Genomic DNA, 26,110 nt, shown 5'->3' with positions numbered 1-26,110 from the left:
AATGGCAGGTTGGAGCATCTTCGGGGTATCGCGTTGGGGTTCAAGAATCTGGCGCACTATATCGCCCGGTCATTGTTGGAGACCGGTGGGTTTAGACGGCGTTTACACCCTCAATCCTGAAGAGCCGCTTATCGATCATATGGTTCTTGATATGCGCTGTCCTGGCTTGGTGATCACGCACCGTCGTGGTCTTGAAGGCACTCATCCGCTTGGCCTCGATTCCCAGTTCTTTCATGATCGACAGAACCGTGGACTTCGGGATGTCTTCCTTGTGGTTATTGCGGATCAGGTCCACCAGCTGCCCGGCGCCGGCGACCCGGTTCGATGCTTCGTATTCGCACTGGACCAGGATGCTGCGCTTGGCCCGCAGGGCTTTGGCTTTGCTCAGTTCCTGTGATGGGTTCAGCCACCGGTAATACGAGGCGCGGGAAACCGCGAGTTTCTGGCACATCCAGTTCACCGGGTACTGGGTGGTATGCACTTTGATGAAGTTGAAGACCGCGCTTACTTCTTGCTGTTCGAGACGAAATAAGCGCTGACATCTTTTAAAAACTCGTTCTCCCGTTTCACCTCTGCCAGCTCCCGACGAAGCTTCTCATGCTGCGCCCATTCAACTGGTCCGCGTTCCTCGGTTTGCGTCTCGGGATGTTCGGCTTTGAAGGTGCGCACCCAGTTGCCCAGGGTTCCTTCATTGATTCCCAGTGATTCAGCGACCTCGACGAGGCTTTTCTGGGAAGAGATCACCAATTCTACCGCTTCTGCACGGAATTCAGGGGTGAACTTCTGACGTTTGGACATGAACTCATTCTCCTACAAACGCGTGTCTCACAACATCATGACAGCTCAGCGTCCAGCTGCAGTTAGGAAGAACCTCGGGGAATATAGCCTGACTAGGCTATTAGTTGCATAATGCAATCGATTTTCGGTGCCAGTTTCACTTCGGAATTTTAGGATCAACCACGTTGAATTAGTAGCGTTCCGGAGTGGATGTTAGCCGAGAAACAACAGGTGCAGTGCAGTCCACCTGTGGAGGATTTGCGATATATAACACATATCAAACTGAGGTCTGCGCAGCTTCACGGTCTCGTGGTCGATTTCTGCCACGGCGAATCAAAGTTCAACGATAGTCAATACTTGGGATAACAGGTTGGATACCTGGCGAAAACGTTGAAAAAAAGAAGATTAGCAGTGTTCTAAATTGGGCAGTGCCAAAATCTCCCCACCGTAAGCTCCGGGTATCACCGTTGTACAGGAAGGTTCAGGGCAAAAAGATGCCCCAAGACTGCCTGTAGGTATCTTGGGGCATGCGCTGGGAAGAATACTAGCCGCGTAGGCCAGCCGCCGCGTCGGTGTCGACCCTCAAAAAGGAGGAGCCAATAACAGCGAAGGCTCCCGGAATTAACAACATTCGGTGCTTCGGGTTATAGAAAATCTCCTCGAGCGGCGAAGCGATCACTCGCCGGATTTTTTCTAGGAGCCGTTCGTTGTCTAGGGATAGTCGTTCCTGTTCGGTTTCAATCACCACACGGTCTTGTTCGGTGCTCACCGACGCGCTCATCCAGTCGTCACTCGGTGCACTCAGAGTCTCCGATTTAATCAGGGACACGGTTATAACCGCCTTCATCTTGCGTTACGCCACCGGAGAAGACCTCCGAGGCTACTCTCTTTGCTTGCACTCAGTATGGCAGAGAACACACAACGAGACATATTGAATATAGCGCGATTCGCTGGTAAAAGCCCGTCAAACGGCTCAGATGTAACCAAGCTGTTACTCAAGCAGCCCGCGAATATCCTGAGCCGTCAAAGCCTTGGAAAAACCATCGGCCTCATCCATCACGGTAGAGATCAGCTTCCGTTTGGTGTCCTGCAAGGCCACAACCTTTTCCTCAATGGTTCCCTGAGCAATCATGCGATAGACCATCACCTGACGGGTCTGTCCGATGCGGTGTGTGCGGTCAATGGCTTGAGCCTCTACGGCAGGGTTCCACCATGGATCAAGAAGGAAGCAGTAATCAGCCTCGGTCAGGTTCAAACCGAAACCACCGGCTTTCAGCGAGATCAAGAACAATGGAGCTTCGCCGTCCTTGAACTGCTCGATTACCTTGGCGCGGTTTCGAGTATTGCCGTCAAGATACACATAGGGAATACCCTGCGCTTCTAGTTTCGCGGCAAAGATCTTCAAATAAGAGGTGAACTGCGAGAAGACCAAGGCGCGGTGATTTTCGCTAAGCACATCCTCAAGTTGCTCAAAGAGGGCCTCCAATTTCGACCCTGGAATCTCTGCAAGCTCAGGATCCACAAGTGACGGTTCCAACGCAAGCATTCGCAGGTGAGTGAGCGACTGGAAAATCGTAAAGCGGTTGCGATCCAGGTCTTCAACCAAGTGCAGAATTTTCTGGCGTTCTCGGTTCAGATGAGTGTCATAGACATGCTGGTGTTCATCGCTCAAACGAACCAGGACCTGCTGTTCCTGTTTAGCAGGAAGGTCCAGCACTACAGATTCCTTGGTGCGGCGCAGCATGAATGGCTTCACACGACGCTGTAAAAGCTGCAACGTTTCGCGATCGCCGAGCACCTCGATAGGTCGAGCAAACTGACGGTTGAAACGACTGGAGTTCATGAACAGTGACGGTGAGGTCAGGGACAATAGTGCGCCTAGTTCAGAGAGGTTATTCTCCATAGGAGTACCCGTCACAGCTAGCTTGAAGTTTGTCTGGATATTGACCGCACTGCGGTGAGCCTTCGTTGAGCGGTTCTTCACGAACTGTGCCTCATCGAGAATCAGGCCAGCAAAGCGTTGCCCCTCATAGACTTCATCGTTCAGACGAAGCAAGGTGTAGGTCGTAAGGATGACATCGTAGTTAGCCACCAGTTCTTTTAGCTCATCTTCTGAACCGAAAGTTCCTTCCACCGTGATCACCCTCAAACTTGGGGCGAATCGCTTAATCTCCATCTCCCAGTTCGATACGACCGAGCTTGGAGCGACGACAAGGAATGGTGCGCTCATGCGCTGTGCTGCGGGAAGCGTGGCCATATGCTCTGGGTCGTCCCACAGTTTGCGGGCATGAAGCATCAGCGCAATGGTCTGCAAGGTTTTACCTAGACCCATATCATCGGCGAGGATCCCGCCAAATCCGCCTTGATACAGACGCGCGAGCCACTGGAATCCCTCAACCTGGTAAGGGCGGAGCGTAGCGTTTAGGGTGTCTGGTACTTGGGCTTCTTCGCCTTCTGCCACACGTAGCAGCGAGCGCATACGCCCTATAAAGAGATCAGCCCCGTCGATACCTTCAGCCAGCTCATCAAACTCATCAAAGAGTGAAACTTGGAAGACTGAGAGCTTCAAATCCGCGTCTTTTGGTTTGTCATTGAGCGATTGTGCTTCGTCGACAAGCGACTTCAGCTTGGCAAACAGGGGATGGTCCAATGAGAACCAGGTGTTGTCGGGAAGCTTAACCTTCATGGAACCGCTGGTCAGCGCCTCCATGATGGTAGAGAAAGGAACCTCGTGGTCACCAACGGTGATGAGCAAGCCCAAGTCCAGCCAGTCATTACGTTCGTGGCTCACGGCATTGATTTTCAGCTGTGGAAGTTCACGCAGCTGACGGTATACCGGGCGGATTCCTTCCTCAGTAATTTTCATAATGGACAGGCCCCGCAGCGCAGGAAGCAGATCCGAAACGAACGTGATCATATGTTCTCCGGCGAAGAACCTTGACGACAGATCGTGGTTGCTAGTGTCCGTGTGCTTCTCAAAAACGTCGTTAACGGTCCGGTATAACGCTTGCTCGGCCTGCGCATCATATACTTCGTGGTCGTATGGGACCCCCGGGTATCGGACCTGGAAGTAAATGGCGGCCGAATCTTTGACTGTGCCGTCGGCTTGTTCTTCGCGACTGAAATTCACGGTGGCATGAACCTCAGGTGGCGCCAGCGCGGGAAGCACCAGCCCTTCACTAATGCTGCGCAGGCTAAAGCGGCGCGCGAGTCGAGCGTACGACTCGTTAAAGAAGTCCTGCATTTGGTCCGAGGGGATCTGCAGAGGTTCACGATTCTGGAACCAACGGCGGTGCTGGGCAGGGATTATTTCGTCGCTAGGTGCCAACCATATTTGGTCTGGAGCTTCAAGTTCGACGTAAAAACCATGATCAGCGATGGTTCCCGCAGGGGATTCTGCGTTAAGGCTTAAGCTTTGTCCAGCAATGTGTAGCTGGCCAGCAACGTTGAGAGACCGGTCTTCTGTCAGGCTTGCCAGCAGTTCAAACCGAGACTGACGATCAACATTTACAGTGGTCTCGTGGCGGGTGGTAATGAGCTCGATTCCAAGCTCTTGCGCCTCGTTGAGCATTGGCCATAACAAGTTGGAAGCGTACTCGTCTAAAAACAGCCAATCTTCATCGACCTTGAACTGCAGCTGTGTATTGCCCCGGGCCAGGGCTGCAAAGCGAGTAAACCAATGGTGCTGGCCGCGAAGCAAGTTCCAGCCGTAAGTCTTAAAGGCGATGGTGGTCCACCGTAGCTGGCCACGAACCCAGCGACCCTCGGAATTACGCACCATGGGGCGAACGCCTAAGCGGAATCGCTTGTTCCGAGTGGGGTGTGGCACCGAACCGGAGGGCATCCACTGTTGCTGCTGAGAAGTATTTTTAGAGTCAAAAACCATGAACTGCAGGGCCATAGCCACTACAGGATCATTGGGGGAACCTAAAAGTCCCTCGGAAGGTCCTGGCTCCGGTTCCTCAAACCAAGTATTGACCTGAGTCGACCAAGCGGAAGCGGTTCTTTTCGTCTCGGCCATTGAAGGACGTGGTTGGTTCGCAATCTTATTCGCAGTCAGCGCAAGAGCCGCGACATGAGGGCAGACCGATCCTTTGTTACAACTGCAGTCGGTACTTTCCACGGTCCAGCCAGTTGCGCTTCGAACTACGGTGATAGTGGAGACAAACTGCTGGTCATCTTCCAAGATAGTGCCGGAGATGACGCTGCTACTTTCATCAAAAGCGACGTCAACTACCGATTCGTCTTTTTTAGCGAGCTGTTGCCCGAAGAAGAATGGAACGTCGCCCAAGTACGCCAGTAGGTGCCTTGCGTCGATGAGTGGTGGCACAGAATCAGTCATCCTCTCATCGTTTCACGTTCAGCGCGCTGGTGGAAGTTGAGAACCCTAACTGTGAACAATCACCCGTATTCGCGGTAGCTTAGTTACATGTCTCAAGTGTGGCCTTATATCCCCGCCCGTACAGTAAATATCACCACTCTGGTGGAATTCGACAGGCTAGCCGCCGAAGCTCTCGAGACCCAGATGGCACGTGCCAGGAACTGGCGTGTACACCGGGTTGATTTGCAGACAAGAGATTCGCTCCTGGGTACCCTCGATCTAGCCGACTGTCTTTTTATCGATTGTGTGTTCTCCTCCCAGGGGCGTGCTCTGGTTGAAGCTACCGGTGGGCTTTGCATGAGTAGTGGAGTGCAACTGCCTTTTGATATTTCCGAACGCGATTTATATACCCCGTATGAACTGTATTCAGGGATCAAAGAAGTGCCCTATGCGCAGGTACCTGACGCGCAGATATACACCTATTCACAATCTAAACCACCGCTGAAATTTGCTACCGACGACACCGCTATGGCTACCACATTGCATGACCACCATATTGGGCAGGCAATGATAAATGCGGTGTACGACGGAGTTTTCGCCAACACCCCGATGATTGGTGTCATGGGTGGGCATGCGGTACAACGAGGAACCCAAGAATTTGCCGATGCCGTTCAGCTTGGGACCACTCTCACGCGTAAGGGTTACTCGATTGTGACCGGTGGGGGCCCCGGTGCGATGGAAGCAGCTAATGCAGGTGCTTGGCTTGCCGATTATGAGCCCCAAGACATCGTTGCCGCCTTGGATATTTTGGCGCAGGCACCCGACGCTATCCGCCATCGCACTATGTGGGCGCGCGCGGCGGTACGAGTGCGTGAGCAATTTCCTAGCAAGAATCATTCGTTGGGCGTGCCCACCTGGTTCTATGGACATGAGCCACCAAACCTCTTTGCCACACATATTGCCAAGTTCTTCACGAATTCCATTCGCGAAGCGATCTTGCTCGAACAATCAAACGGCGGAATCATAGTGTTGCCAGGCGCTGCCGGGACCGTCCAAGAAATATTCCAAGATGCCTGCGAGAACTATTATGCGACCGGTGCGCGCGTCACCCCTATCGTTTTGGTCGGAGAAAAACATTGGCGCGAAGAACTACCGGTCTGGCCACTGCTCCAAGCGCTGGCAGTTGGCCGGGCCATGGAAGACCGAATTGCGTTGGTAGACACCGTGGACGAAGCGGTCGCATTCATTGAAACCATGACCCCGTTGCGTCGCCGCACACGGTTCTAAAAAAGCTTCTGGCCGCAGCCACCTTGGGCGGCGGCCAGATAGGCAGTGAGCGCTACGCTACCGAGGTTCCAAAGAGCAGACCCAGACAGTACGTAACCGCAGCAGCACCCAAACCAATGGCGAGCTGGCGCATGCCACGTTTTACTGGGGAAGCCCCGGAGAGCAAACCAACGATACCTCCGGTGAGAAGCAACGCAATGCCGACCAAGACCACGGCAACAATCACCGCAGGAAGACCGGAGAGTCCAAAGATATAGGGAAGAATTGGGATGACTGCGCCAGAGGCAAAGAACATAAAGGAAGACATGGCCGCTCCCGGAGCCGAACCAAGTTCCTCATGTTCGCGTTCAAGTTCAGCCGAGCGCACTTCCGGGTGGAGCGAGAACGAGGGGTTGCAGTCACAGGTGAACAGACCCATGCGTTCGGCGGCACGGTGCTCTGCATCCTCATCATTCATTCCTCGGGCCTTATAAATCAAGACCAATTCGTTCGCGTCCAAATCTAGATTCTGAGCCGCAGAGAGTGTGACCTGAGTGGGACGTGATGCGGAGAGCAGCTCGCGCTGGGAACGCACCGAGACGAACTCGCCGGCTGCCATGGACAGCGCACCTGCCAGCAAACCGGCAATACCGGAGAAGAGCACAAACGAAGACGCCACCCCGGTAGCGCCAATACCCATAACCAACGCCAAATTTGAAACGAGACCATCGTTGGCTCCGAAAACTGCTGCGCGGAAGTTGCCAGATAGTCGGGTGCGACCCGCGGTTGCCAAGGCCCGAACAACCTCCTCATGGACCTGTTCATCTGCAGCCATTTGCGGGGCCGCATCTTGATCGGTGGCGTAAGGAGAATTTCCTTCGGCGCGCTGGGCTAGCGCCAGGACAAAGACGGAACCAAAATGGCGGGCCATGAAACGCAACATAGTCCGTCGCAACGAGGGGCGGACCGGGCGGGCGTGTTCGCCTAGTTTTGCACGCCAGTAGTTTTCATGGCGTTCTTCGGCTTCCGCCAGTCCGCGCAGAATCTGGTGTTCTTGCCCGGTGCGTTTTACCGCTAGTTCACGGTAAATCGCACCTTCGGCGACTTCGTCGGCCATATATTTACGCCAACGACGTATTTGTACCTTGGTGGGCTGGGGTGTTGAGCTTTGGGTCATCACGGGGATGAGTCTCCTGAGACAGAGTGGATCTAGCGGGCAGGCTAATGATCCGAGGTAGGTTCAACTGTTCAGTTTAGTGAGCGAAGTGAAAGCTGGGAATTTGGCAAGGCTAAATACGTGGGGGATACCGTGATTATGCCCGGTGACGGCGATAAAAACAGAGAGTTCTTCTCGGGACACATCAAAACTGGGGGTTCGTACGGTACGAGTCAGGGATTCGGCCAGCCGTCGAGGATTGGTGACAAAATAACTAACCCAGAGACCATGCAGTGGAAACTGCACTTGACCGGTTTGCAGATCGATAATCGGAAGAACATTGATACTCATGGCAACACGTACCCTCAAGAGAGCTCTTGCCCGCAGCCGGTCGGCGCACGGACCGCTTCTTCATCCGAACCACCCATGAACCTGGGGTTGGTGCGCGGCCAGTCGGAGCTTGGCGCCGCATCTCGTGAAGCAACATTACGATGCTACACCGACGCCAGCTGCGCCCACGTAGTGCTACGTAATACTAGGTTTACCGGCCCTGCGCTCGCCGAGGACGAACCGCTCAGCGCTCTACTTACGCTGGACTACCTCTTGCGAAAGCTGTTGCAAATGCGAATATTGCTCTTGCCATTGAGCGGAACTGTAACTTGGGAGATTTAGAGCCTGTTCACGAAGGCCGACCTGACCGTCGAGCAGCTCACGAACTATATCAAGCTGTCCGGCGTGCCTGGAGGTCTCCGCGATCATATGCACGATGAGATGTTCTACGGTGCTGTGGCGATGAATGGACCACCAAGGGATGACGGCCGGAGAAGCTAACTCTAAATTATCCAACGCCGCTTCGGCGAAGGCGACGGATTTTCGGTACAGCTCTAGCACGTCTTGAACCGAATAATCTGCCGGAGGCAAAAAATCGATTTGTGAATCCTCACTTTGCAGCAATTCGAGTACATGATCATCGTTAGGGAGTAGCCCCAAGCATTCACCAAAGTAACCATATTCGGTCACAGCTAGGTGGTGCACGATGCCAAGCATATGGGTGCCGGTAGGCGTCATCGGACGGCGGGCCAATTCTTCGCTCAGCGCCTCGCACTTCCAAAGCACGGTGCTACGTGCCTCATTTAAATAGGCGCGAAGCCTTTGGGCGGACGGATCATTGATGGTGTCCATGCGCCGAGTCTAATTTCAGTCGCGTCCAATGGACAGGGCTGAAACGACATTAAGATCGTGAGGTTATCTGAACAGCGACTGCTTAAGTCGGGGCCCGGTTGCATATTGGTAAACTTGCCCAATGTAAGGGTCGGATCAGAATGGTTTGGCCACATCTGTGACCGAGGACCACCAACCCGTGGCGTCTTGGCAACAAAAATGGTGGGAGCTCATGAAAACACTGCCCGTAGAACCCACCGGCGCAGCGATCAATATTGGCGCCCGTTTGCGAGGCGTACGACAAACGCGCCGGCTAACAATCGACCAAGTCGCCGAAATGTCTGGGCTGACTAAAGGTTTCTTGTCTCGGGTCGAACGGGACCTGACAAGCCCATCCGTGTCGACATTGCTCAAGCTCTGCGATGTGTTGGGAATAGAAATTGGCCAACTTTTTTCTGTGCCCGAAACAAAACTAGTCAGGCTTCAAGAAGCACCACGCATTGCCCTAGGTGGTGAGGGAATCACCGAACAACTTGTCACCCCACGCACCGAAACACGTGTGCAAATGATTAGGGCCGAGGTTGCGCCACAGGGTTCGGGTGAAGCCGAACTATATTCGGTGGACTGCAAGGTGGAAGTGCTTCATGTGATTTCTGGCGGATTCACTTTGGTGTTGCCCGAGGACCGTATCGAATTGCACGCAGGAGATACCGTGACTTTTCCGGGCCGCGAGCCACACAGCTGGGAAAATACGACTGATCAGACAGCCGTAGTCACGTGGACTCTCTTACTCTGAATGACAGTGAGCGGTTCGTTCGGGAAAATTTTAGCCACGAGCGGCTGACCGTTTTAGCTAGATAAATTTCAAAGCGTATCCTTGAAATAGTGTCAACAACGTTAATCGACGCCGCTAAATAACCGAAGGGAGCTCCGTGACGGAAAGTGAGCCACGGGCTGAACAGTCGGAACTACGCTCTGCCAATTGGTGGATGTCTGCAATTCTCGGTGTCCTCATTGGTGTGACCATGACGTTGATTCGCACCCAACGTAATTTTTTCATTCTAGGTGCCGCGATTCTTGCCGGCGTAATCTTAGTGTTGGGACTTCGCACTATTTATCGGCGCTCACGCTACCCACAGATGGCTCAGGCTAAAACTTCATGGGTTTATGGGCTTTGGGCCGTGTTGTTGCTGGTGCTTGCTGGCCCGGTACAGCTCATATACGTGGCGGACGAACTCGACGAAATTGCCATCAAGTCGTTAGTTCTCTCGGTGGGTTTCACCCTGGGGTTCCATGAAGTGGACCGGGCCATAGTTGATAGCAGTAAGAAGTCCTTCAAAGCTTAAACGCTAGGCAGTGCTCACTCATAGGGAGGATGCGATGTCCGCCGAGAACCTCGCGATCGGAATCGACATCGGGGGAACTAAAATTGCCGGGGGCATAGTAGATGGTAATGGCCAGATCCTGCGCCGAAGTTTCCGTCCCACTCCGGGGCAGAATGCAGCCTTGACCGAAGATGCTATCGCCGCCGTAGTTAACGAGCTGAGCGATGGTAACCAGCAGCTACCAGTAGGTATCGGAGCCGCCGGGTGGATCAATCGCAGTGGCTCTCACGTTCTTTTCTCGCCTCATCTTGCCTGGCGCGATGAGCCGGTGCTAGAACGTCTCGAAGCAAAAATGAACCGCAAGATCACCTTAAACAATGACGCGGATGCCGCTGGATGGGCGGAACACCGTTTTGGTGCCGCGCGCGGCGAAGAGCTCAGCGTTTGCCTAACGCTCGGCACCGGCATTGGCGGCGCAATTATTTTTGATAATCGAATTTTACGGGGCAGCTTTGGTGTTGCCGGCGAGTTCGGTCATCAAACCTTAGTAGTCGAGGGGCATCGTTGCCCCTGTGGCAACCGTGGGTGTTGGGAGCAATATGCCTCAGGTAACGCGCTGGGACGCGAAGCCGCAGAGCTTGTCCGGCTCAATTCTCCCCGAGCGCATAATCTTCGTGAGGCCTGCTCCGCGGACCCAGCGCTGGTCACGGGCGCGATGGTGACATCTTTGGCCGCTAATGGCGACCTCGCCTGTATGGAACTCATTGAAGAGATGGGACATTGGTTGGGATTGGGAATCTCAAACCTTGCAGCAGTTCTGGATCCTGGTGTCGTGGTGATTGGAGGGGGACTGGGATCCGCTTCTACTTCCCTGATTGCAACGGCCGAGGCGACGTACCGCAAACTCCTTCCGGGACGTGGATACCGCCCCTACGCCCGCATTGTCCGTGCGCAACTCGGCGCGGATGCAGGGTTGATCGGTGCCGCGGATTTAGCACGACATGACCGCTAAATAGCTTACAGCTGGGCAAAACGGCCAGTAGTTCAGATGTGTTATCCAAGATGGAATCTCAGTCTTTTCGCAGGGTGATCCACCTCGTTTTCCCGAAAGGTGTGGTCGTGGCGTCGACTGCGTGACGAGCAGAATTTTCCAAAGCAGGAAATTATGAACGTGGCTAAAAATTTACCTAGTTGAGTGTTTGAGAGTCTCACTTTCCGTTAGAACGGGAGGGTGGGGCTCTCATTCTTCACAAACGTGCCTCATTATGGACGAATACACCTTGACGGTAGGCGTGCCAATAAATAGCATGGGAGGAAACTCATGTTTCATATTAGGCAACTCTTGATTGGGTGTGCCGGGAGGAAGCGTTCATGAAAGAAGTACGGATCGAAGAAAATGGGAACATCGGCCCCATCAATGCCGCCGTCATTCCCCGTTACGCAGGCGGTGGAACCTACGCACGGTTGCCACGCCTAGATCAGGTATCAAAGTCCGATATTAAAATTGTTGGCGTTCCCTTTGACACCGGTGTTTCTTACCGCCCTGGGGCCCGCTTCGGCGCAAACCACGTGCGTGAATCGTCGCGATTGATCCGTCCCTATAACCCAGCCGTCGACGTTTCACCTTTCGCTTTGAGCCAGGTCTCCGACGCTGGAGATATGGCAGTCAACCCGTTCAATATCAATGAAGCCATTGAAACAATCGAACACAACGCACTAGAACTGACCGAGGATGGTGCAACTTTGGTGACTATCGGTGGTGATCACACCATTGCGCTGCCTTTACTGCGTGCCGCTTCGCAGCGCGCTGGGGCACCGGTAGCAATGTTGCACTTCGATGCGCACTTGGACACCTGGGATACCTACTTCGGCGCCGAATATACCCACGGCACACCATTCCGTCGCGCTGTCGAGGAGGGCATCCTCGATACTGAGGCGATCTGCCATGTGGGAACCCGCGGTCCTCTCTACGGTAAGAAAGACCTCGAAGATGACAAGCGTTTCGGTTTTGGCATCGTTACAAGCTCAGATGTCTACTATCAGGGCGTTAAAGAAATTGTTGCTAAACTGCGTGATCGTATCGGCAATCGTCCGCTCTATATCTCAGTAGATATCGACGTTCTTGACCCAGCACATGCGCCTGGCACCGGCACGCCAGAAGCCGGCGGTATTACTAGCCGCGAACTGTTGGAAATCTTGCGCGGCTTGCGTGGACTGAAAATTGTGGGCGCCGATATTGTTGAGGTGGCACCTGCCTATGATCATGCAGAGCTCACAGGCGTTGCTGCCTCGCACGTCACCTATGACCTGATCAGCCTGATCAGTGAATACCGTCAGCTGAATGGACAGAACAACTAATGAGCAACGAAGTGCAGCGTAACGGTGGTGACCTCGTTGTTGAAACGCTCAGTGCTCTCGGAGCTAAAACGGTCTTCGGGATTCCCGGGCAACATGCGTTGGGTCTTTTTGACGCGTTGTCTCGTTCCAATCTGCAGTTCATTTCTTCGCGGGTGGAAAACAACTCTGCATTCGCCGCGGATGGTTATAGCCGCGCCACCGGTGAGGTAGGAGTACTTTTCCTTTCCACGGGCCCCGGAGCACTGACCTCTCTGGCAGGGTTGCAGGAAGCCTATGCCACCGGTGTGCCAATGGTGGTTATTGCAAGCCAGATCCCGCTGGATGGCTTAGGTGCACGACGTAAAGGCATGTTGCACCAACTTGATGACCAGAAGGCCTCGGCTGCGAACGTCACCAAGTTCCAGCAAACGGTGCATCACGCCTCCGGCATACCTTCGGCGATCCAAGACGCTTGGGCGCAGGCGGTAACCGTGCCAATGGGGCCGGTGTGGGTTGAAGTGCCGCAGGACGTCTTACTGGCACCGGTCTTTGTTCCACCCGTGCATGATGCCTTGGCCGAGGCTTATGAGCACCCACCCCGGGTAGAACTGATTGACGAGGCAGTTCGCTGGCTCTCAGATGCTAAACGACCAGTCATCGTCGCCGGTGGTGGAGTGCGACGGGCCGGAGCGGAAAGCGAACTGCTCCAGGTCGCCGAGAAGCTTAATGCCCCAGTGCTGTGTACTCCTGGAGGTAACGGTGCGTTCCCATGGGAACATGAGCTTTCTTTGCAGTCTTGGGTAGAAGACCGATACGTCACCGAGGTCTTGGAAGACGCAGACGTCTTGGTCGTTGTGGGCTCATCACTGGGCGAAGTGTCCAGTAACTACTTCACTCTGGCTCCTCGTGGACACATGATTCAAATCGATGCCGAGCCACGGGTGCTTGAGTCAAACACCCCGGCCCTGGGAATCCGCGCTGATGCCAAGACTGCTTTGGAATTCCTGGTCTCGAAACTCAACACAACTCAACTGTCTAGTAGCCCTGACTGGCACGGACAAAGTCCAGCGCAGCTGGTCGCTCAAACCCTGGGCAAGGTGCAGAACCGACTGCGAGGCCAAGGGCTGGATCTCGAGCAGAAGTTCATGGCCGATATCCGCGAAGCGGTGCCAGCGGATATGCAGACCTTCTGGGATATGACGATTGCGGCCTATTGGGGCTGGAGCTGCTGGGATTCTCGCGATGGTGAATTCCACTCGGCGCAGGGTGCCGGTGGATTAGGGTTTGGGTTCCCTTCGGCCATTGGCGGTTCCATTGGCCTGCAAATCAAGGGCGCCTCGGCCGCGCAAGCGCGAGTTCTTGCGGTATCGGGCGATGGTTCATCTATGTATTCAATTGCTGAGCTTGCCACCGCGAAGCAACACAACGTGCCTGTGACATGGCTAATCGTTGACGATGGCGGGTACGGAATTCTACGCGAATATATGGAAGGTGCCTTTGGCAAGGCAACAGCTACCGAGCTAACCCGGCCCGATTTTGTGGCGCTGGCTCAATCCTTCGGAGTTCCAGCGCGGCTGGTGGAAGCGGATCAGATTGGTGAGGCGCTACGTGAATCATTTGCGGGCGAAGGGCCTAATGTGATCGTTGTACAGACGCTTCTGCGCATGTTCGCGCCGACCCACCTAGGGGAATAGCACATAGTTTCGGCGCCCTCGAAAGGGGGCGCCGAAGGTGTCTGAGCTAATGCGTGAAGTGGTAAACCACTCCGAATAGCAATGTGGAGACGCCCATGCTTATACCGATGAGCAGTGGCTCCCAGTCCAGAGACTGAATCGCCAACATCACTGCGAAGGCCGTGAAGAGCAATATTGCCCCAATACCTCCGAAGATCACCCCTCCGCCACCATGATGCTGCACGGCGGAATGTGCAGTCCTTTGGATATGTGGTGTCATGCCCTCATGGTACGACCGAAGCCAGCGGAATTACCCTGCTTTGGCAAATAGTTCGATATTGTCAGATTTGATTGGAGCGCGTCTGAGTGCGCAGCTGATGTACTCGCAACGCCGCATTGTTTAATGATTCGTAATTAGCTCCGGGGCCTTGGGCGATGAACCCATCGCAGAAGTGATCGGCAGCTACCTGTTTACCGAAAGTCAAACCTTGATAAGTCCCTCCAGCCATCCGAATTAGGTGTGCTCCGGCTGCGATGTCCCACGGTTTGGTATCAAAACCGATACTAGCGTCACACCATCCAGCCGCCACATGCGCGAGCCCCAGCGCGGCCGACACTTTGCGACGTACCGTGGCAAAGTCTTGAATCCATGCTCCGAATACTTCCAAAGCCAGCGGTCCATCCTTAAACAGGGATTCTGCGCCCGGGTAGTCGGTCATCAGATTTGCGCGTGCCTGCTCGGGACGTTGGCTCGGGGTAAGGCGCTGGTTGTTGAGGTATGCAGCCTCGGAGTTAGCGCTAAATTGATCTCCAGAGATCGGGTCGACAATCACCGCGGCAACCAACTGATTGTCGATGGCCGCAGCGATAGAGACGCAGAAAAACGCGATGCCGTGTACGAAGTTGCTGGTCCCATCGATCGGATCAACGATCCACTGCACTTGAGCGGCCGCCGGTGTTCCCGAATCCATGTCGATATTTTCTTCACCAAGAACCCAAGAGCCCGGAAAAGCGGTACGCAGCGAGTTGGTGATGATCTCCTGGCTTTGCTTGTCCACGGCGGTGACTAGATCATGACTGTTAGTTTTCTCTTCGAAGGTGATTTTGTTGCGAAATGCACCTTGTATTGCGGGCGCCGCCTGCAGTGCGGCGTTCAGCGCCGTGAGTCGAAGAGTCTCAGCCAGTTCCGGCATTGAAGCTATTTTGTGTGAAGTCACGGTTTAACCCTACTCGGTGCGCGGTCACCGGTTTGTTTGTGGGGTTATTGAAGACCGAACAGTTAGACTTCCAGTATGAGTAGCATGCAACCGATTTTGCCCAAAGAGTCATTGACGGATCAAGTCACTACGAAGATTCGCGCGGCGATTGTGTCCGGTGAAATGACGCCGGGCAATCATTACTCGGCGATTGCTATTTCTGAGAAGCTCGGAGTTTCGCGTACTCCGGTACGCGAAGCGTTGCAGTTGCTCGAAAAGGAAGGCATTGTGACCGTCGCGAAAAATCGTGGTGTGCGCGTGAATCAGATTTCCTTGGACGACATTGTCGAGGTATTCCAACTTCGTTTGGTTGTGGAGCCCCCGGCCGCGGCCCGTGCGGTACTCAACGCCAGCGAGGCTGATCTTGAGATTTTACGCGAACTGCACCACGAAATGATCTTGGTGGGGCAGACCGGGGACGGGCGTGCCACCTTAGAGGCGGATAAAAAGTTCCATCTTTACTTACTCGGGCTGGCGCGTAACGCGAAACTTGACGGCATTGTCGGGGAACTGCGCAATTTGGTGTTGGCCCATGGGCAGGTCACGATTCCACAGGCCCGAACGAGCCAAGATCTAGCCGGTGACCGCGATGAGCTCATGAACGCAATCCTGAAACGCGATCCATCCGGTGCGCAGATCGCCATGCAAAATCACGTTTTGCGCACCGCGCAGATGCTCGTGCGAGCGGTGTGCGCGCGCACGCCAGGGCTGAATGATGAGCAGTACCTGTCTCGGTTGGAAGAGCTCATCTTTTAGCCTCGATTATTCCCCGTGCTATTGAACACTGGAACTAATTGCCATACAGTTGCATGCAACATGTAACTGTTCATTTTGGGATTAGATCGTAGGTGGCTCATGGCTCAACCAATGCAAGGAGTTAAGGTCGTAGACCTGTCACGGATCCTTGCCGGTCCGTTATCTACCATGACGCTGGGCGACTTCGGGGCCGAGGTGCTGAAAATTGAAAGTCGCGCGGGAGATGAAACACGCGGGTGGTTGCCGCCTGTCACCAGCGATGGTGTGAGCACGTACTACTCGGCGGTGAATCGTAATAAGCAGGCAATTATCGTCGACTTCAAGAACTCCGACGAACTGCACGAACTACGCAAGATTATTGACGACGCAGATGTGCTCGTACAAAACTTTCGTCCCGGTGTGCTCACCCAATTCGGACTTGACTACGAATCTGTCAAGGAAACGAACCCCCGCCTAGTGTATTGCTCGATTTCCGGATTCGGTGACCGGGCAGGTGCCAGCCTTCCTGGGTTTGATCTTCTGGTTCAGGCTGTCGGAGGACTGATGAGCATCACCGGAGAACCCGAGGGGACACCGAGCAAAGTAGGTGTGGCTTTGGTTGATGTGCTTGCCGCCCAGAATGCGACAACCGGAATCCTGCTTGCCCTGCGCGAACGCGAGCAAAGCGGCCTAGGGCAAAAGGTAGATATTTCGCTGATGACATCCATGCTGGCAGGACTCACGAATCAAGCCAGCAGTACCGTAGCGACTGGTGAGTCGCCGCCACGCTTGGGCAATGCACATCCGAGTATCGCGCCGTATGAAACCTTCGCAACAGCGGACGGAGTGATGGTGATCGCTGTCGGAAATAACCGCCAATTCTCGGCTCTGGTTTCAGAACTAGGGGTGCCTGAGCTTGCCAGTGACAAACGTTTTGTTGAAAACCTGGAGCGTGTAAAACATCGACGAGAGCTCAAGGAGCTCATTGAAGAAATCACGGTTCAAGACAGCGCCATCCGCTGGACAAGTCGCCTAATGCAGGCTGGAGTTCCAGCAGGCAAGGTCAACTCTGTCGCAGAAGCCTTAGAGCTCGCGGTAACGCTCGGGCTGGAACCTTTGGTGAGTATCGAGGACTCAGCTACCGGACGGCGTTCAACGCAGGTGGCAAGCCCGATTAACCTCTCGCGAAGTAAAGCAGAATACCGTCTTGTGCCCCCTGCCTTAGGCGAACACCAGCAGACTTTTCTTGGCACCGCCAAACTCTAAAGGAGATAATTCCATGAATGATTCACTATCGACCGCTGCCCTAGACCCAGCCGATCTGATCAACTTTGATGCGTTACTCAGCGGTGAAGAACTCGCCTTACGAAACAACGTGCGCTCATTTGTTAATGAAAGCATCAAGCCGAATATTGCCAACTGGTATGAAAATGCCATTTTCCCCTTGGAAATCGTACCGGAGATGGCGAAGCTAGGCCTGCTTGGAATGCACCTTGACGGCTACGGCTGTGCAGGACGTCCAGCCGTTGAATATGGTCTAGCTGGTGCCGAATTGGAAGCCGGAGATTCCGGACTGCGCACCTTCGTCTCGGTCCAAGGATCACTGGCCATGAGCGCCATTTACAAGCACGGTTCGGAGGAGCAAAAACAAGAATGGTTGCCACAGATGGCAGCGGGCCAAGCGATTGGCTGTTTTGGTTTGACCGAGCCGACCGCGGGTTCGGACCCTTCTAGCATGACAACGTTCGCCCGCCGGGATGGGGATGATTGGGTACTAAATGGCCTGAAGCGTTGGATCGGCCTAGCCAATGTTGCCCAGGTGGCGGTAATTTGGGCACAGACCGACGAAGGTATCCGCGGATTTGTGGTGCCTACCAAGACTGCTGGTTTCAAGGCCACGCCCATTGAACCTAAACTTTCAATGCGTGCCTCTGTCCAGTGTGAAATTGAAATGACCGACGTTCGTCTGCCAGCAACCGCAGTGCTTCCCAACGTGGTCGGACTTAAAGGCCCATTCTCTTGTTTAAATGAAGCTCGCTACGGAATTATCTGGGGTGCTATGGGCGCTGCACGTGACTCCTTTGAAGTAGCGTTGAAATATTCGCAAGAACGATTGCAGTTTGATAAGCCGCTGGCTGGCTACCAAATGACACAGCAGAAGCTGGTTGATATGGCTTTGGAGATTAACAAGGGCTTCCTGCTGGCTCTTCATATTGGACGTCAGAAGGATGCCGGAGCTCTAGATCTGCATCAGATTTCCGTGGGCAAACTCAATAACTGCCGTGAGGCCATCGCAATCTGTCGAGAAGCTCGAACGATTTTGGGCGGTAACGGCATTACCTTGGACTACTCGCCATTGCGTCATGCCAACAACCTAGAATCCGTGCGTACCTACGAAGGAACCGATGAAGTGCACACGCTGATACTGGGTAATAAGCTTACCGGCATTCCGGCCTTCCGCTAAAGATCTTCTGTACAAGAAAAGCCAAAAAATATGACACAGCAGACCGCAGCAACTCTCCACCAATTCATAAATGGCCACTGGATCCCCGGCAATGCCGACGAGCTCGTTTCGACCAGTGCAGTCGACCCAGAGATTCGTGTGGCCTCCGGAAAAGCCGCAGATACCGCACAGGTCACCGAGGCTTTCATAGCAGCTGAGGGTGCCAGAGCTAGCTGGTCCTCCACGCCAATGGCCGAACGCGCAGGATATCTCCTTAGAGCCTCGGCTTACCTTAATGAGCACGCGGAGCAATTTGGAGCCGAGCTGGCTACAGAAGAGGGCAAGACTCTGCCCGAAGGGATAGGCGAGGTACGTAGGTCAGGACAAATACTGTCCTATTACGCAGCGGAGTCTGAACGAACCAGCGGAAGTACCTTCCACTCTCCCCGGGTGGGAGAACAGATCCTGGTGTCCCATAAGCCTTTAGGGGTGGTGGGTATCGTAACCCCGTTCAACTTCCCGATAGCTATCCCCGCATGGAAAATTGCACCGGCACTGATTTTTGGAAACACCGTCGTGTTCAAACCTGCAAGTCTCGTCCCATTGTTGGCGACGCGGTTGGTTCAGGCATTCGAACATGCGGGCCTGCCGGAGGGAGTGCTTAATCTGATCATCGGTCCTGGCTCGCTGGGGGACTCAATCATGGATCAGCCGCAGCTAGCAGGCTTGTCGTTCACTGGGTCTACAGGTGTTGGACGCAAACTTTGTGCACTGGGAGCTGCTCGAGGGATACCGGTGCAAGCAGAAATGGGCGGTAAAAATGCCTCGGTAGTGCTTGCCGATGCGGATCTGGACCTTGCCAGCGAACAGGTGCTGTTCGGCGCTTTTCGATCCAGCGGACAAAAATGCACCGCCACCAGCAGGCTCATCCTCGATGAGTCTATTGCCGATGAATTTCTGAGAAAACTCATCCTACGATTGTCCCAATGGGTTACCGGTGACCCGCTGGACCCAGCAGTACACATGGGCCCCGTCGTTGATATTAGATCAGCCAACGCCGTCCGGAACGGGATTAAGAAGGCGAAGTCTGAAGGCGCCGAGGTCATTTTTGAAGGTCTCGCCCCGAAGTGTGCAACGTATATCGCGCCCACAATTCTGGGTATCAGCAATGATGTCCGAGGCCGAGAAAACACGGCATGGCGCGAAGAATTTTTCGCCCCGGTACTCACCTTATTGCGAGTCTCGGGAAGCGAAGAAGCATTTGCCGCTGCCGAGGACTCAGAATTTGGGTTGAGCCTAGCCTTGTTCACCCGAGATTTAGCTACGGCTATCGATGCGCAGCAACGCCTGGATGTCGGCATTCTCCATGTGAACTCGGAGTCTGCCGGAGCCGATCCGCATGTACCGTTTGGTGGCGCCAAAGCTTCGGCCTATGGTCCGAAAGAGCAAGGAGCAGCGGCGAGAGAGTTCTATACTCACACCACGACAGTTTATTTACGAGGTTAGGAAGAAGGAACGTTGAGTATCAACAATATTCTTGTCATTGGCGCCGGCACCATGGGACGTCAGATTGCCATGAGCTGTGCCCTGAGCGGCTTCAGCACAATCTTGCAGGATATCTCCGACACGGCCTTGCGAGCGGCTCGCACCGAATTGGAAAATTGGGCGGCTGGGAGAATCTCAAAGGGTAAGTTGCGCGCTGAAGACGTTGAACTGGCCCTATCTCGACTGACCCAATCCACCGAATTAGCTACCAGTGCGGCTCGGTCGGATCTCGTGATCGAGGCTGCCACCGAACGGCTGGATATCAAGCGCGCCATCTTCGCCGAGTTGGGCGAGCATGCACCAGCCCACGCAATTCTTGCAACGAATTCGTCGACCTTGGCATCATCCCATGTGGCTGAAGCTAGTGGTCGGGCGGCCCAAGTTTGCAACATGCACTTCTTCAATCCGGCTCTGGTGATGAAGTGCGTGGAGATTGTGCGAAATGCGCAGACTAGCGACGCGACGATTGCTACGGTCACAGAGGTGGCACGAGCATTAGGCAAGGAACCGGTGCTGGTGAATAAAGAGGTTCCAGGGTTTATCGCGAACCGTATGATGGGCGCTATTCAGCAAGAAGCCCTGGACCTGGCATCGAAAGGGGTAGCGAGCATCGAAGATATTGATACCACAGCTCGTACCGCACTAGGTCATCCTATGGGCCCCTTTGAACTGATGGACCTGGTGGGTTTGGACGTTATTGATTTCATCGCGCAGGCAACCTACGCGGAAACTGGTGAGCCGAGCGATCAACCGCATCCGATGATCACCGAAAAGGTCGGCGAGGGAAAGCTCGGACGTAAGAGCGGTCAAGGATTCTACCTCTACGACCAAGAGAAATAGCGTTCGTACTGGTTGTGATGCCCGATGCCTAGGGCGGCCATCACAACCATCACTTGCGTGTATTTAGTGAGACGCTAGATCATTTCTGGTTGTTCGCCCAGAATAAAGTGTCGTCCCGAAATCGAGTCGACGGTAACTCTGATCCAGAAATCTTTGACCGTCTGAGCCCACGGGGTGACGCCACTTTCACGCGCCTCATTGATATCGGCTTCGTGTTCTAGGATTTCCGCGGTCCCATGGACTACTACGGACCAAGCCTCATCAGATAAGATTCCATCCGCCTCCAACGCGATGGAAGAATTAACCACCATCGAGGCGAGCTTATTGCCTGGCGCGGTTCGAAGATAGATATTTCCCTTATGAACCGCGTAATTTACGGGGACGATATCGATCATCCCTGCAACAGTGGTGGCTACTCGGCCATGTGCTGTATGCGTGAGTAGTTCCCAAGACTGTTCATCGTTGAGCACCAATACGGGTGCACCGGTTTCGTGTTCGAATCTCATAACCTAAGTTTTCTACGTTATGTAGAAAAAGGCAAGAGGGTAGTGGCTTTTGTTTTGAGGCTTACCGAAGCCGTTGAACGTGAAAGACTAGGAATATGAGCCATGCTGCAAATGATGGGGTCGCGCGCCACGTAGCGTCGCGTATTGAAGATCAGTTCCTGCAATTTCGGGCACGCCGAGCCATAGACAAGGGTCTAGACCCAGTAATCCTTCCCTATAACGGATATGGCTACGCCTCTACAAACGGTGGATGGGTGCGTGTCCTGGCACGAGTCGTAATGGCTAAACCCGGCGCCTTTGAAGGTGGAAAGCATAAAGCCAAAGTTGTCGAAGATGGTATCCGTGGTTTTCGAAACTTCACTTCCGCGGTACTACCTTTCGGTAAGGTCACGGTATTAGCTGCCGGCCAACACTTCGAAGTTCACGCAGATCGTGGTGGGGTCCTCGACGTTAAGCTCGCGGTCGATCTGCCGGTTGGGTGGAACGATATTGAACTGATCGCGCACAATGGGCAATCGGCGACCGCGCAGGTTCTTGTGATCGACGAGAAACAGCGCTTTGGCATTATTAGCGACGTTGACGACACCGTTGTGGTCACCGCATTGCCTAGACCTCTCCTCGCGGCATGGAATTCATTTGTTCTTTCCGAACATGCCCGCGTTGCGACACCTGGCATGGCGGTAATGATGCAACGTGTGCTGGCTGAGCATCCTACGAGTCCCACGATTTATCTGTCCACCGGTGCGTGGAATGTCGCGCAGACTTTAGAGAGATTCATATCGCGCAATCTTTATCCGCGAGGACCATTACTGTTAACGGACTGGGGACCTACCGATCGAGCGTGGTTCCGTAGTGGTATGCAACATAAAGTTGATCAATTGCGTAGGCTCGCCGAAGAATTTCCCAACATCGAGTGGATGCTCATCGGTGATGATGGGCAGCATGATCCGACAATCTATGCTGAGTTTGCGCGTCGCTATCCGGAGCATGTGCGCACCATTGTCATTCGTCAGCTGACCCCTTCAGAAGCAGTGCTTGCAGGTGGCCGTTCGACGGATCTACGACGCACCACGCCTGGTATTCGCTGGACCTATGAACCAGATGGATCGCAAATTCTTGAACAGCTATCTGAGTACAAATTGATAAGCCCTGAAGAACGCATGCCGGAGGCGAACTGATGACCGGTTCTGTTTTGCGTGTAGAGATACCCATGCGTTGGGGTGACATGGATGCATATGGCCATGTCAACAACGTAAATTTGATCAGGCTTATGGAGGAAGCGAGGATCGCTGGATTTGGGGTGCCAGGGGGCACCGGCGCACCGGGCGTTATGCCGAAGGTAAATATTTTTTCCGCGGTTCCCGGCGGCGTGCAGATTCTTGTAGTGGAGCACCGGGTGCGGTATTCCAAACCCTTAGAATACCGAAATGTTCCGGTCAACGTTGATTTGTGGGTAGCTAATATCAAACCTACAAGCTTCGATATCTGTTACGAATTTCGAGATCCGGTGAGTGATCACGTCTGCGTTAAGGCGCTAACGACGCTTGCCTACTTCGATCCCGTGGCCGGTCGAGTGCAGAGGCTCAGTAGCGACGAGCGGAGTTCGCTGGCCACGATGGAAGGCGTTTCGACATTTGTGCGGTAAACATTCAACGACTAATCAAATAGGATAGATGTATCTAGCCTTATTCGATGGGGGAGTGGTTTTGTGGCACGACCAGAAGGTGGGCGCCCAGTGCGTCCACAGGTAGTTTTGCAGGTTGTTAAGCGTCAACAAATTTCTGATCATCTAGTGCGTCTCACCTTTGGTGGTCCTGGATATGAAAATTTTGTTGATAAGTCGGCAACTGACCGTTATATCAAGATACTTTTGGCGAAGCCAGAGCTTGGCTTAACGCCTCCCTATGACTTGGATGCGCTGCGTGAACGCTTGCCGGGTGATGACCTTCCGGTGCGAAGAACTTACACGGTACGCCGTTCGGATGCCGAATCACGCACCATAGAGGTTGACTTTGTGGTGCATGGAAGTGATGGTTTGGCGGGACCTTGGGCTCGCGATGCCCAGATTGGCGATTCGGTCTGCTTCTCGGGGCCAGGCGGTATGTTCGCACCGCAAAGCGACTTCGATTTTCACTTGTTTGCTGGCGATGAAACGGCAATCCCCGCTATTGCGGCATCTCTTGAGGCCATGGAAGAAGGCATGGTTGGACAGGTGCTTATAGAAGTTGCGGATGCGGGGGACGAAATTGAACTCTCGGCGCCAAGCGGCGTGGGAATTCGTTGGATTCATCGTGGCGCTGAATTCACTCCAGAATCATCGATCTTAGAGCCTGAAGTACGCCAGTTTCCTTGGCCTGCAGGGCGAGTGCAGGTGTTTGCGCACGGTGAGCGAGAAGTGGTGAAAGCCTTGCGTTCCTACTTTTATGATGAACGTGGCGTGGACAGGCGAGACATGTCATTGTCGGCGTACTGGGCCTATGGTCGCGCCGAGGATGCTTTCCAAGCAGAAAAGCGATCGCCGGTCGGACAGATTTTTGACGAGCCGCAGGCTTCTAAATAAACGCATGACGCGACTGGTGGAAGTGAAGACCTTACGTGATTAGGTAAGCCTAAAGATTAATTTGATAAATTAGGCGACTACACCTTGACCTTATTGGGTCTCTATCAGGTAAGCTGAGATCAACGCCTTCTTCGTGTGTGGTCGAAGAAGGCGAACAAAAAGCTTGCATCGGTCGTTTGGAATTACTAGCACGGACTGCTCACCGTGGCGGTACCAAATACACCGAAAAAGCGAATAATGTGGAGCGCCTGAATTGCTCATTCAGACGAACCCAAAACTGAGACATGCCGAGAACGTTCTTCGAGGCATGTCTCAGTTTTTCTTTGCATCCAGAGCCCAAAGTAAAACGGTGGCTAGTGATCCGGCACCATCGGGGATTTGAAGTGTGTCGTTGTGCTTGACCCCTAGCGCGGTCAATGACCGTTTTACCACTAGATCCGTCCGGAGAAAGATGGAATTCTGCCTCAGCCCGCGTAACGCCACGTAATCACGTGTCCAAGGGCCGACGCCTTTCAGCGTCTGTAAATCGTCGAGAAAATTCTCCTGGTTCGCGGCCAAGTATTGCCCAGTGTGGACATACCAATGAGCAACACGTTGTACGGTTTGTGCGCGCGATAATGGGCAGCGGATTATTTGTTGCAGTTCTTCGGCCGTATGTTCGGAGGTGCTAAGTGCATCAGGAAATACGTGAAGACCGCATTCGTGAAGTTGACCGATTTCTTGGACATAACGAGTTGCCAAGGTGCGGGCTGCGCTTGTTGATATTTGCTGCCCTAGGACAGTAGTCATCAAAGCCTCAAAAAGATCTGGGTAGCCGATGAGTCGTAGGTGCGGGAACCGTTGCGCCGCAGGCTTCAGTGCGTCGAGAGTTTCCAGTTTCGCGTAGTCTTGCTGTTGGGCCTGCTCTAGCCCCAACCAACTATTGATAATTTTTACGAGCTCAGTTTGTAACCTCTGCGGGGCCTGAGTCTCAAGGGTTATCTCGGTGGCGCTGAACCATAGCTTAGTTGCGTAGCATTCACGGCCAAGTCGTAGCACCCGTTTGATGGTCGCCTCACGAAAATCTAATATCTCTTGATTTGCCAACGAATGCACCTTGAGAACCGAGAGCGTATGCGCGATATCCAGTACCCCTGATACCGGCAACGTGAAAATCATCTATGCCGTCCATATTCCAGAGGACCCACGCCGATGCGAACCGACTAGATGCGTGTCGACTATGCCCACTGCTTCCATGAGGGCGAACATGGTTGTGGGACCAACAAACTTAAATCCACGCTTTTTTAATGCGTTAGCTAGCGCTTTTGACTCAATGCTCTGAGTCGGGATTTCGGTATAGGTCGTCGGCTCGGGGGTGGAATCGGGTTTGAAAGACCAGATGAATTCGGACAAGCCGCCAGACTTGCGTAAATCGAGTGTTGCCTGGGCGTTGTTGATGGTGGCGCGGATCTTGAGTTTATTTCGCACGATGCCAGGATTGCTCATGAGTCGCTGATAATCATGCTCGGTAAACCCGGCAACCAGTTGCGGGTCGAAGTCGCAGAAAGCGGCGCGAAAATTTTCTCGTTTGGCCAGAATTGTCGACCAAGACAAGCCCGATTGGAAACCTTCTAAGCAAAGGCGTTCGAAGAGCGCCTGTTCTCCGGTGACTGGCATACCCCACTCGGAGTCGTAATAATCGCGGAGCATCGCATTGGTCGAAGCCCAAAATGGGCGCGCGAGACCATCTACGCCAATGACTAGATCTTCACTCATCCTTTCATCTTGCCACTTTCGGGCTGTATGAGATGGCGTCACATTAATCGCTAAAGGCGAGCTTCTGGGATATCATCGTCAGATGGCGATGATAATGTCAGTTGACGATGCAGCAGATCAGGCAACACAGCGCAAAAAAATGGCCGCGCTATTTCATGCGCTGGCCGACCCTACTCGGCTGCTCATCCTGGAACACCTTAAAACTGGCGAGCACAAAGTCAAAGAGCTCACCGAACACCTGGGGCTGGCCCAAAGCACCGTCAGCGCACATTTAGCCTGCCTGCGCGAAAGCGATTTAGTCTCCGTACGCACTCAAGGCAGGGCCAGCCTTTATTCACGAACGGAAAGCACACAACTTTCTTTGCTCCTCACCCAAGCGGTGGCATTGGCAAGCGTCACCGGCAGTGAACATCATTGGCATGAAGAGCACCCGAATCAGCCAGAGGAGGTCTAA

Annotated in this window: 25 protein-coding genes, 1 pseudogene and 1 riboswitch; of the genes and pseudogenes, 15 read left to right on the top strand and 11 right to left on the bottom strand. The window is 53.8% G+C overall.

Translation table 11 applies throughout. The features are described from left to right. Nucleotides 1-127 precede the first annotated feature (127 nt). The 3 genes and pseudogenes from CIK74_RS00450 to CIK74_RS00440 form a co-directional block, all read right to left on the bottom strand. Nucleotides 128-798, bottom strand: a pseudogene (locus CIK74_RS00450) (transposase); the annotation flags it as partial. A 523-nt stretch (nt 799-1,321) separates the two neighbouring features. Continuing rightward, entirely contained in the window at nt 1,322-1,606 is a 285-nt protein-coding gene (locus CIK74_RS00445; protein ID WP_105678085.1) for a hypothetical protein, read from the bottom strand. Nucleotides 1,607-1,768: 162 nt separating this feature from the next. Then, nucleotides 1,769-5,119 (bottom strand): DEAD/DEAH box helicase, encoded by a 3,351-nt coding sequence (locus tag CIK74_RS00440; protein WP_096253736.1) that lies wholly within the window; start codon nt 5,117-5,119, stop codon nt 1,769-1,771. Nucleotides 5,120-5,206: 87 nt separating this feature from the next. Between CIK74_RS00440 and CIK74_RS00435 the strand changes: the two genes are divergently transcribed. Then, nucleotides 5,207-6,385, top strand: a complete 1,179-nt coding sequence (locus CIK74_RS00435; protein WP_096253735.1) for an LOG family protein — start codon at nt 5,207-5,209, stop codon at nt 6,383-6,385. Between the two features lie 52 nt (nt 6,386-6,437). On the opposite strand, the gene CIK74_RS00430 is transcribed toward CIK74_RS00435, so the two are convergent. From CIK74_RS00430 to CIK74_RS00420, 3 genes are all read right to left on the bottom strand, one after another. Further along, complete coding sequence (locus tag CIK74_RS00430; RefSeq protein ID WP_096253734.1) at nt 6,438-7,541, bottom strand: VIT1/CCC1 transporter family protein; 1,104 nt, start codon at nt 7,539-7,541, stop codon at nt 6,438-6,440. A 63-nt stretch (nt 7,542-7,604) separates the two neighbouring features. Next, a complete protein-coding gene (locus CIK74_RS00425; protein ID WP_096253733.1) occupies nt 7,605-7,871 on the bottom strand; it encodes a hypothetical protein in 267 nt (88 codons plus the stop codon). 17 nt (nt 7,872-7,888) lie between these two features. Continuing rightward, nucleotides 7,889-8,001: riboswitch (SAM riboswitch) on the bottom strand. 101 nt (nt 8,002-8,102) lie between these two features. Beyond that, nucleotides 8,103-8,702, bottom strand: coding sequence for a DinB family protein (locus CIK74_RS00420; protein ID WP_096253732.1), 600 nt, complete (start codon nt 8,700-8,702; stop codon nt 8,103-8,105). 211 nt (nt 8,703-8,913) lie between these two features. On the opposite strand from CIK74_RS00420, the gene CIK74_RS00415 reads away from it, so the two are divergent. From CIK74_RS00415 to CIK74_RS00395, 5 genes are all read left to right on the top strand, one after another. After that, nucleotides 8,914-9,477: a helix-turn-helix domain-containing protein gene (locus tag CIK74_RS00415; protein ID WP_096253731.1), complete on the top strand. Its 564-nt coding sequence runs from the start codon at nt 8,914-8,916 to the stop codon at nt 9,475-9,477. A gap of 136 nt (nt 9,478-9,613) precedes the next feature. Next, nucleotides 9,614-10,027, top strand: a complete 414-nt coding sequence (locus CIK74_RS00410; protein WP_096253730.1) for a hypothetical protein — start codon at nt 9,614-9,616, stop codon at nt 10,025-10,027. 34 nt (nt 10,028-10,061) lie between these two features. Further along, a complete protein-coding gene (locus CIK74_RS00405; RefSeq protein WP_096253729.1) occupies nt 10,062-11,018 on the top strand; it encodes an ROK family protein in 957 nt (318 codons plus the stop codon). Between the two features lie 359 nt (nt 11,019-11,377). Beyond that, on the top strand, nt 11,378-12,364 hold the full coding sequence (gene speB, locus CIK74_RS00400; RefSeq protein ID WP_096253728.1) for an agmatinase: 987 nt from the start codon (nt 11,378-11,380) through the stop codon (nt 12,362-12,364). Next, nucleotides 12,364-14,037, top strand: coding sequence for a thiamine pyrophosphate-binding protein (locus CIK74_RS00395; protein ID WP_096253727.1), 1,674 nt, complete (start codon nt 12,364-12,366; stop codon nt 14,035-14,037). Before speB ends, CIK74_RS00395 begins: the two co-directional genes overlap by 1 nt. A 46-nt stretch (nt 14,038-14,083) precedes the next feature. Here the strand turns inward: CIK74_RS00395 and CIK74_RS00390 are convergent, their stop codons facing one another. Next, a complete protein-coding gene (locus CIK74_RS00390) occupies nt 14,084-14,296 on the bottom strand; it encodes a hypothetical protein (protein WP_096253726.1) in 213 nt (70 codons plus the stop codon). A gap of 61 nt (nt 14,297-14,357) precedes the next feature. Continuing rightward, nucleotides 14,358-15,233, bottom strand: a complete 876-nt coding sequence (locus CIK74_RS00385; RefSeq protein ID WP_096253725.1) for an inositol monophosphatase family protein — start codon at nt 15,231-15,233, stop codon at nt 14,358-14,360. A 75-nt stretch (nt 15,234-15,308) separates the two neighbouring features. Here CIK74_RS00385 and CIK74_RS00380 point away from each other — a divergent pair, with 75 nt between their 5' ends. The 5 genes from CIK74_RS00380 (at nt 15,309) to CIK74_RS00360 (ending at nt 20,835) form a co-directional block, all read left to right on the top strand. Then, a complete protein-coding gene (locus CIK74_RS00380) occupies nt 15,309-16,028 on the top strand; it encodes a GntR family transcriptional regulator (RefSeq protein WP_096253724.1) in 720 nt (239 codons plus the stop codon). A gap of 99 nt (nt 16,029-16,127) precedes the next feature. Next, nucleotides 16,128-17,273: a CoA transferase gene (locus tag CIK74_RS00375; RefSeq protein WP_096253723.1), complete on the top strand. Its 1,146-nt coding sequence runs from the start codon at nt 16,128-16,130 to the stop codon at nt 17,271-17,273. A 13-nt stretch (nt 17,274-17,286) separates the two neighbouring features. Further along, a complete protein-coding gene (locus tag CIK74_RS00370) occupies nt 17,287-18,471 on the top strand; it encodes an acyl-CoA dehydrogenase family protein (protein ID WP_096253722.1) in 1,185 nt (394 codons plus the stop codon). Nucleotides 18,472-18,501: 30 nt separating this feature from the next. Then, nucleotides 18,502-19,956: an aldehyde dehydrogenase family protein gene (locus CIK74_RS00365; protein WP_096253721.1), complete on the top strand. Its 1,455-nt coding sequence runs from the start codon at nt 18,502-18,504 to the stop codon at nt 19,954-19,956. 12 nt (nt 19,957-19,968) lie between these two features. Next, on the top strand, nt 19,969-20,835 hold the full coding sequence (locus tag CIK74_RS00360) for a 3-hydroxyacyl-CoA dehydrogenase family protein (protein WP_096253720.1): 867 nt from the start codon (nt 19,969-19,971) through the stop codon (nt 20,833-20,835). Between the two features lie 74 nt (nt 20,836-20,909). Here CIK74_RS00360 and CIK74_RS00355 read toward each other — a convergent pair whose 3' ends face one another. Beyond that, nucleotides 20,910-21,341 carry a pyridoxamine 5'-phosphate oxidase family protein gene (locus tag CIK74_RS00355; protein WP_096253719.1) on the bottom strand — a complete coding sequence of 144 codons (432 nt, stop codon included), beginning with the start codon at nt 21,339-21,341 and terminating at the stop codon, nt 20,910-20,912. Between the two features lie 95 nt (nt 21,342-21,436). Between CIK74_RS00355 and CIK74_RS00350 the strand changes: the two genes are divergently transcribed. The 3 genes from CIK74_RS00350 (at nt 21,437) to CIK74_RS00340 (ending at nt 23,901) form a co-directional block, all read left to right on the top strand. Beyond that, entirely contained in the window at nt 21,437-22,519 is a 1,083-nt protein-coding gene (locus CIK74_RS00350; RefSeq protein ID WP_096253718.1) for a phosphatase domain-containing protein, read from the top strand. After that, a complete protein-coding gene (locus CIK74_RS00345) occupies nt 22,519-22,986 on the top strand; it encodes an acyl-CoA thioesterase (protein WP_096253717.1) in 468 nt (155 codons plus the stop codon). Before CIK74_RS00350 ends, CIK74_RS00345 begins: the two co-directional genes overlap by 1 nt. A gap of 63 nt (nt 22,987-23,049) precedes the next feature. Beyond that, nucleotides 23,050-23,901 (top strand): siderophore-interacting protein, encoded by an 852-nt coding sequence (locus CIK74_RS00340; protein WP_096253716.1) that lies wholly within the window; start codon nt 23,050-23,052, stop codon nt 23,899-23,901. A 312-nt stretch (nt 23,902-24,213) separates the two neighbouring features. Here CIK74_RS00340 and CIK74_RS00335 read toward each other — a convergent pair whose 3' ends face one another. Further along, complete coding sequence (locus tag CIK74_RS00335) at nt 24,214-25,059, bottom strand: hypothetical protein (protein ID WP_096253715.1); 846 nt, start codon at nt 25,057-25,059, stop codon at nt 24,214-24,216. Further along, nucleotides 25,060-25,656, bottom strand: a complete 597-nt coding sequence (locus CIK74_RS00330) for a DNA-3-methyladenine glycosylase I (RefSeq protein WP_096253714.1) — start codon at nt 25,654-25,656, stop codon at nt 25,060-25,062. Nucleotides 25,657-25,750: 94 nt separating this feature from the next. On the opposite strand from CIK74_RS00330, the gene CIK74_RS00325 reads away from it, so the two are divergent. Next, nucleotides 25,751-26,110, top strand: a complete 360-nt coding sequence (locus tag CIK74_RS00325; RefSeq protein ID WP_229677003.1) for a metalloregulator ArsR/SmtB family transcription factor — start codon at nt 25,751-25,753, stop codon at nt 26,108-26,110.

It is taken from the genome of Glutamicibacter sp. BW77, assembly GCF_002332285.1.
Classification (GTDB): Bacteria; Actinomycetota; Actinomycetes; order Actinomycetales; family Micrococcaceae; genus Glutamicibacter; species Glutamicibacter bergerei.
Note: the sequence above shows the minus strand (reverse complement) of the source record. Positions and strands in the feature narration are given on the sequence as shown.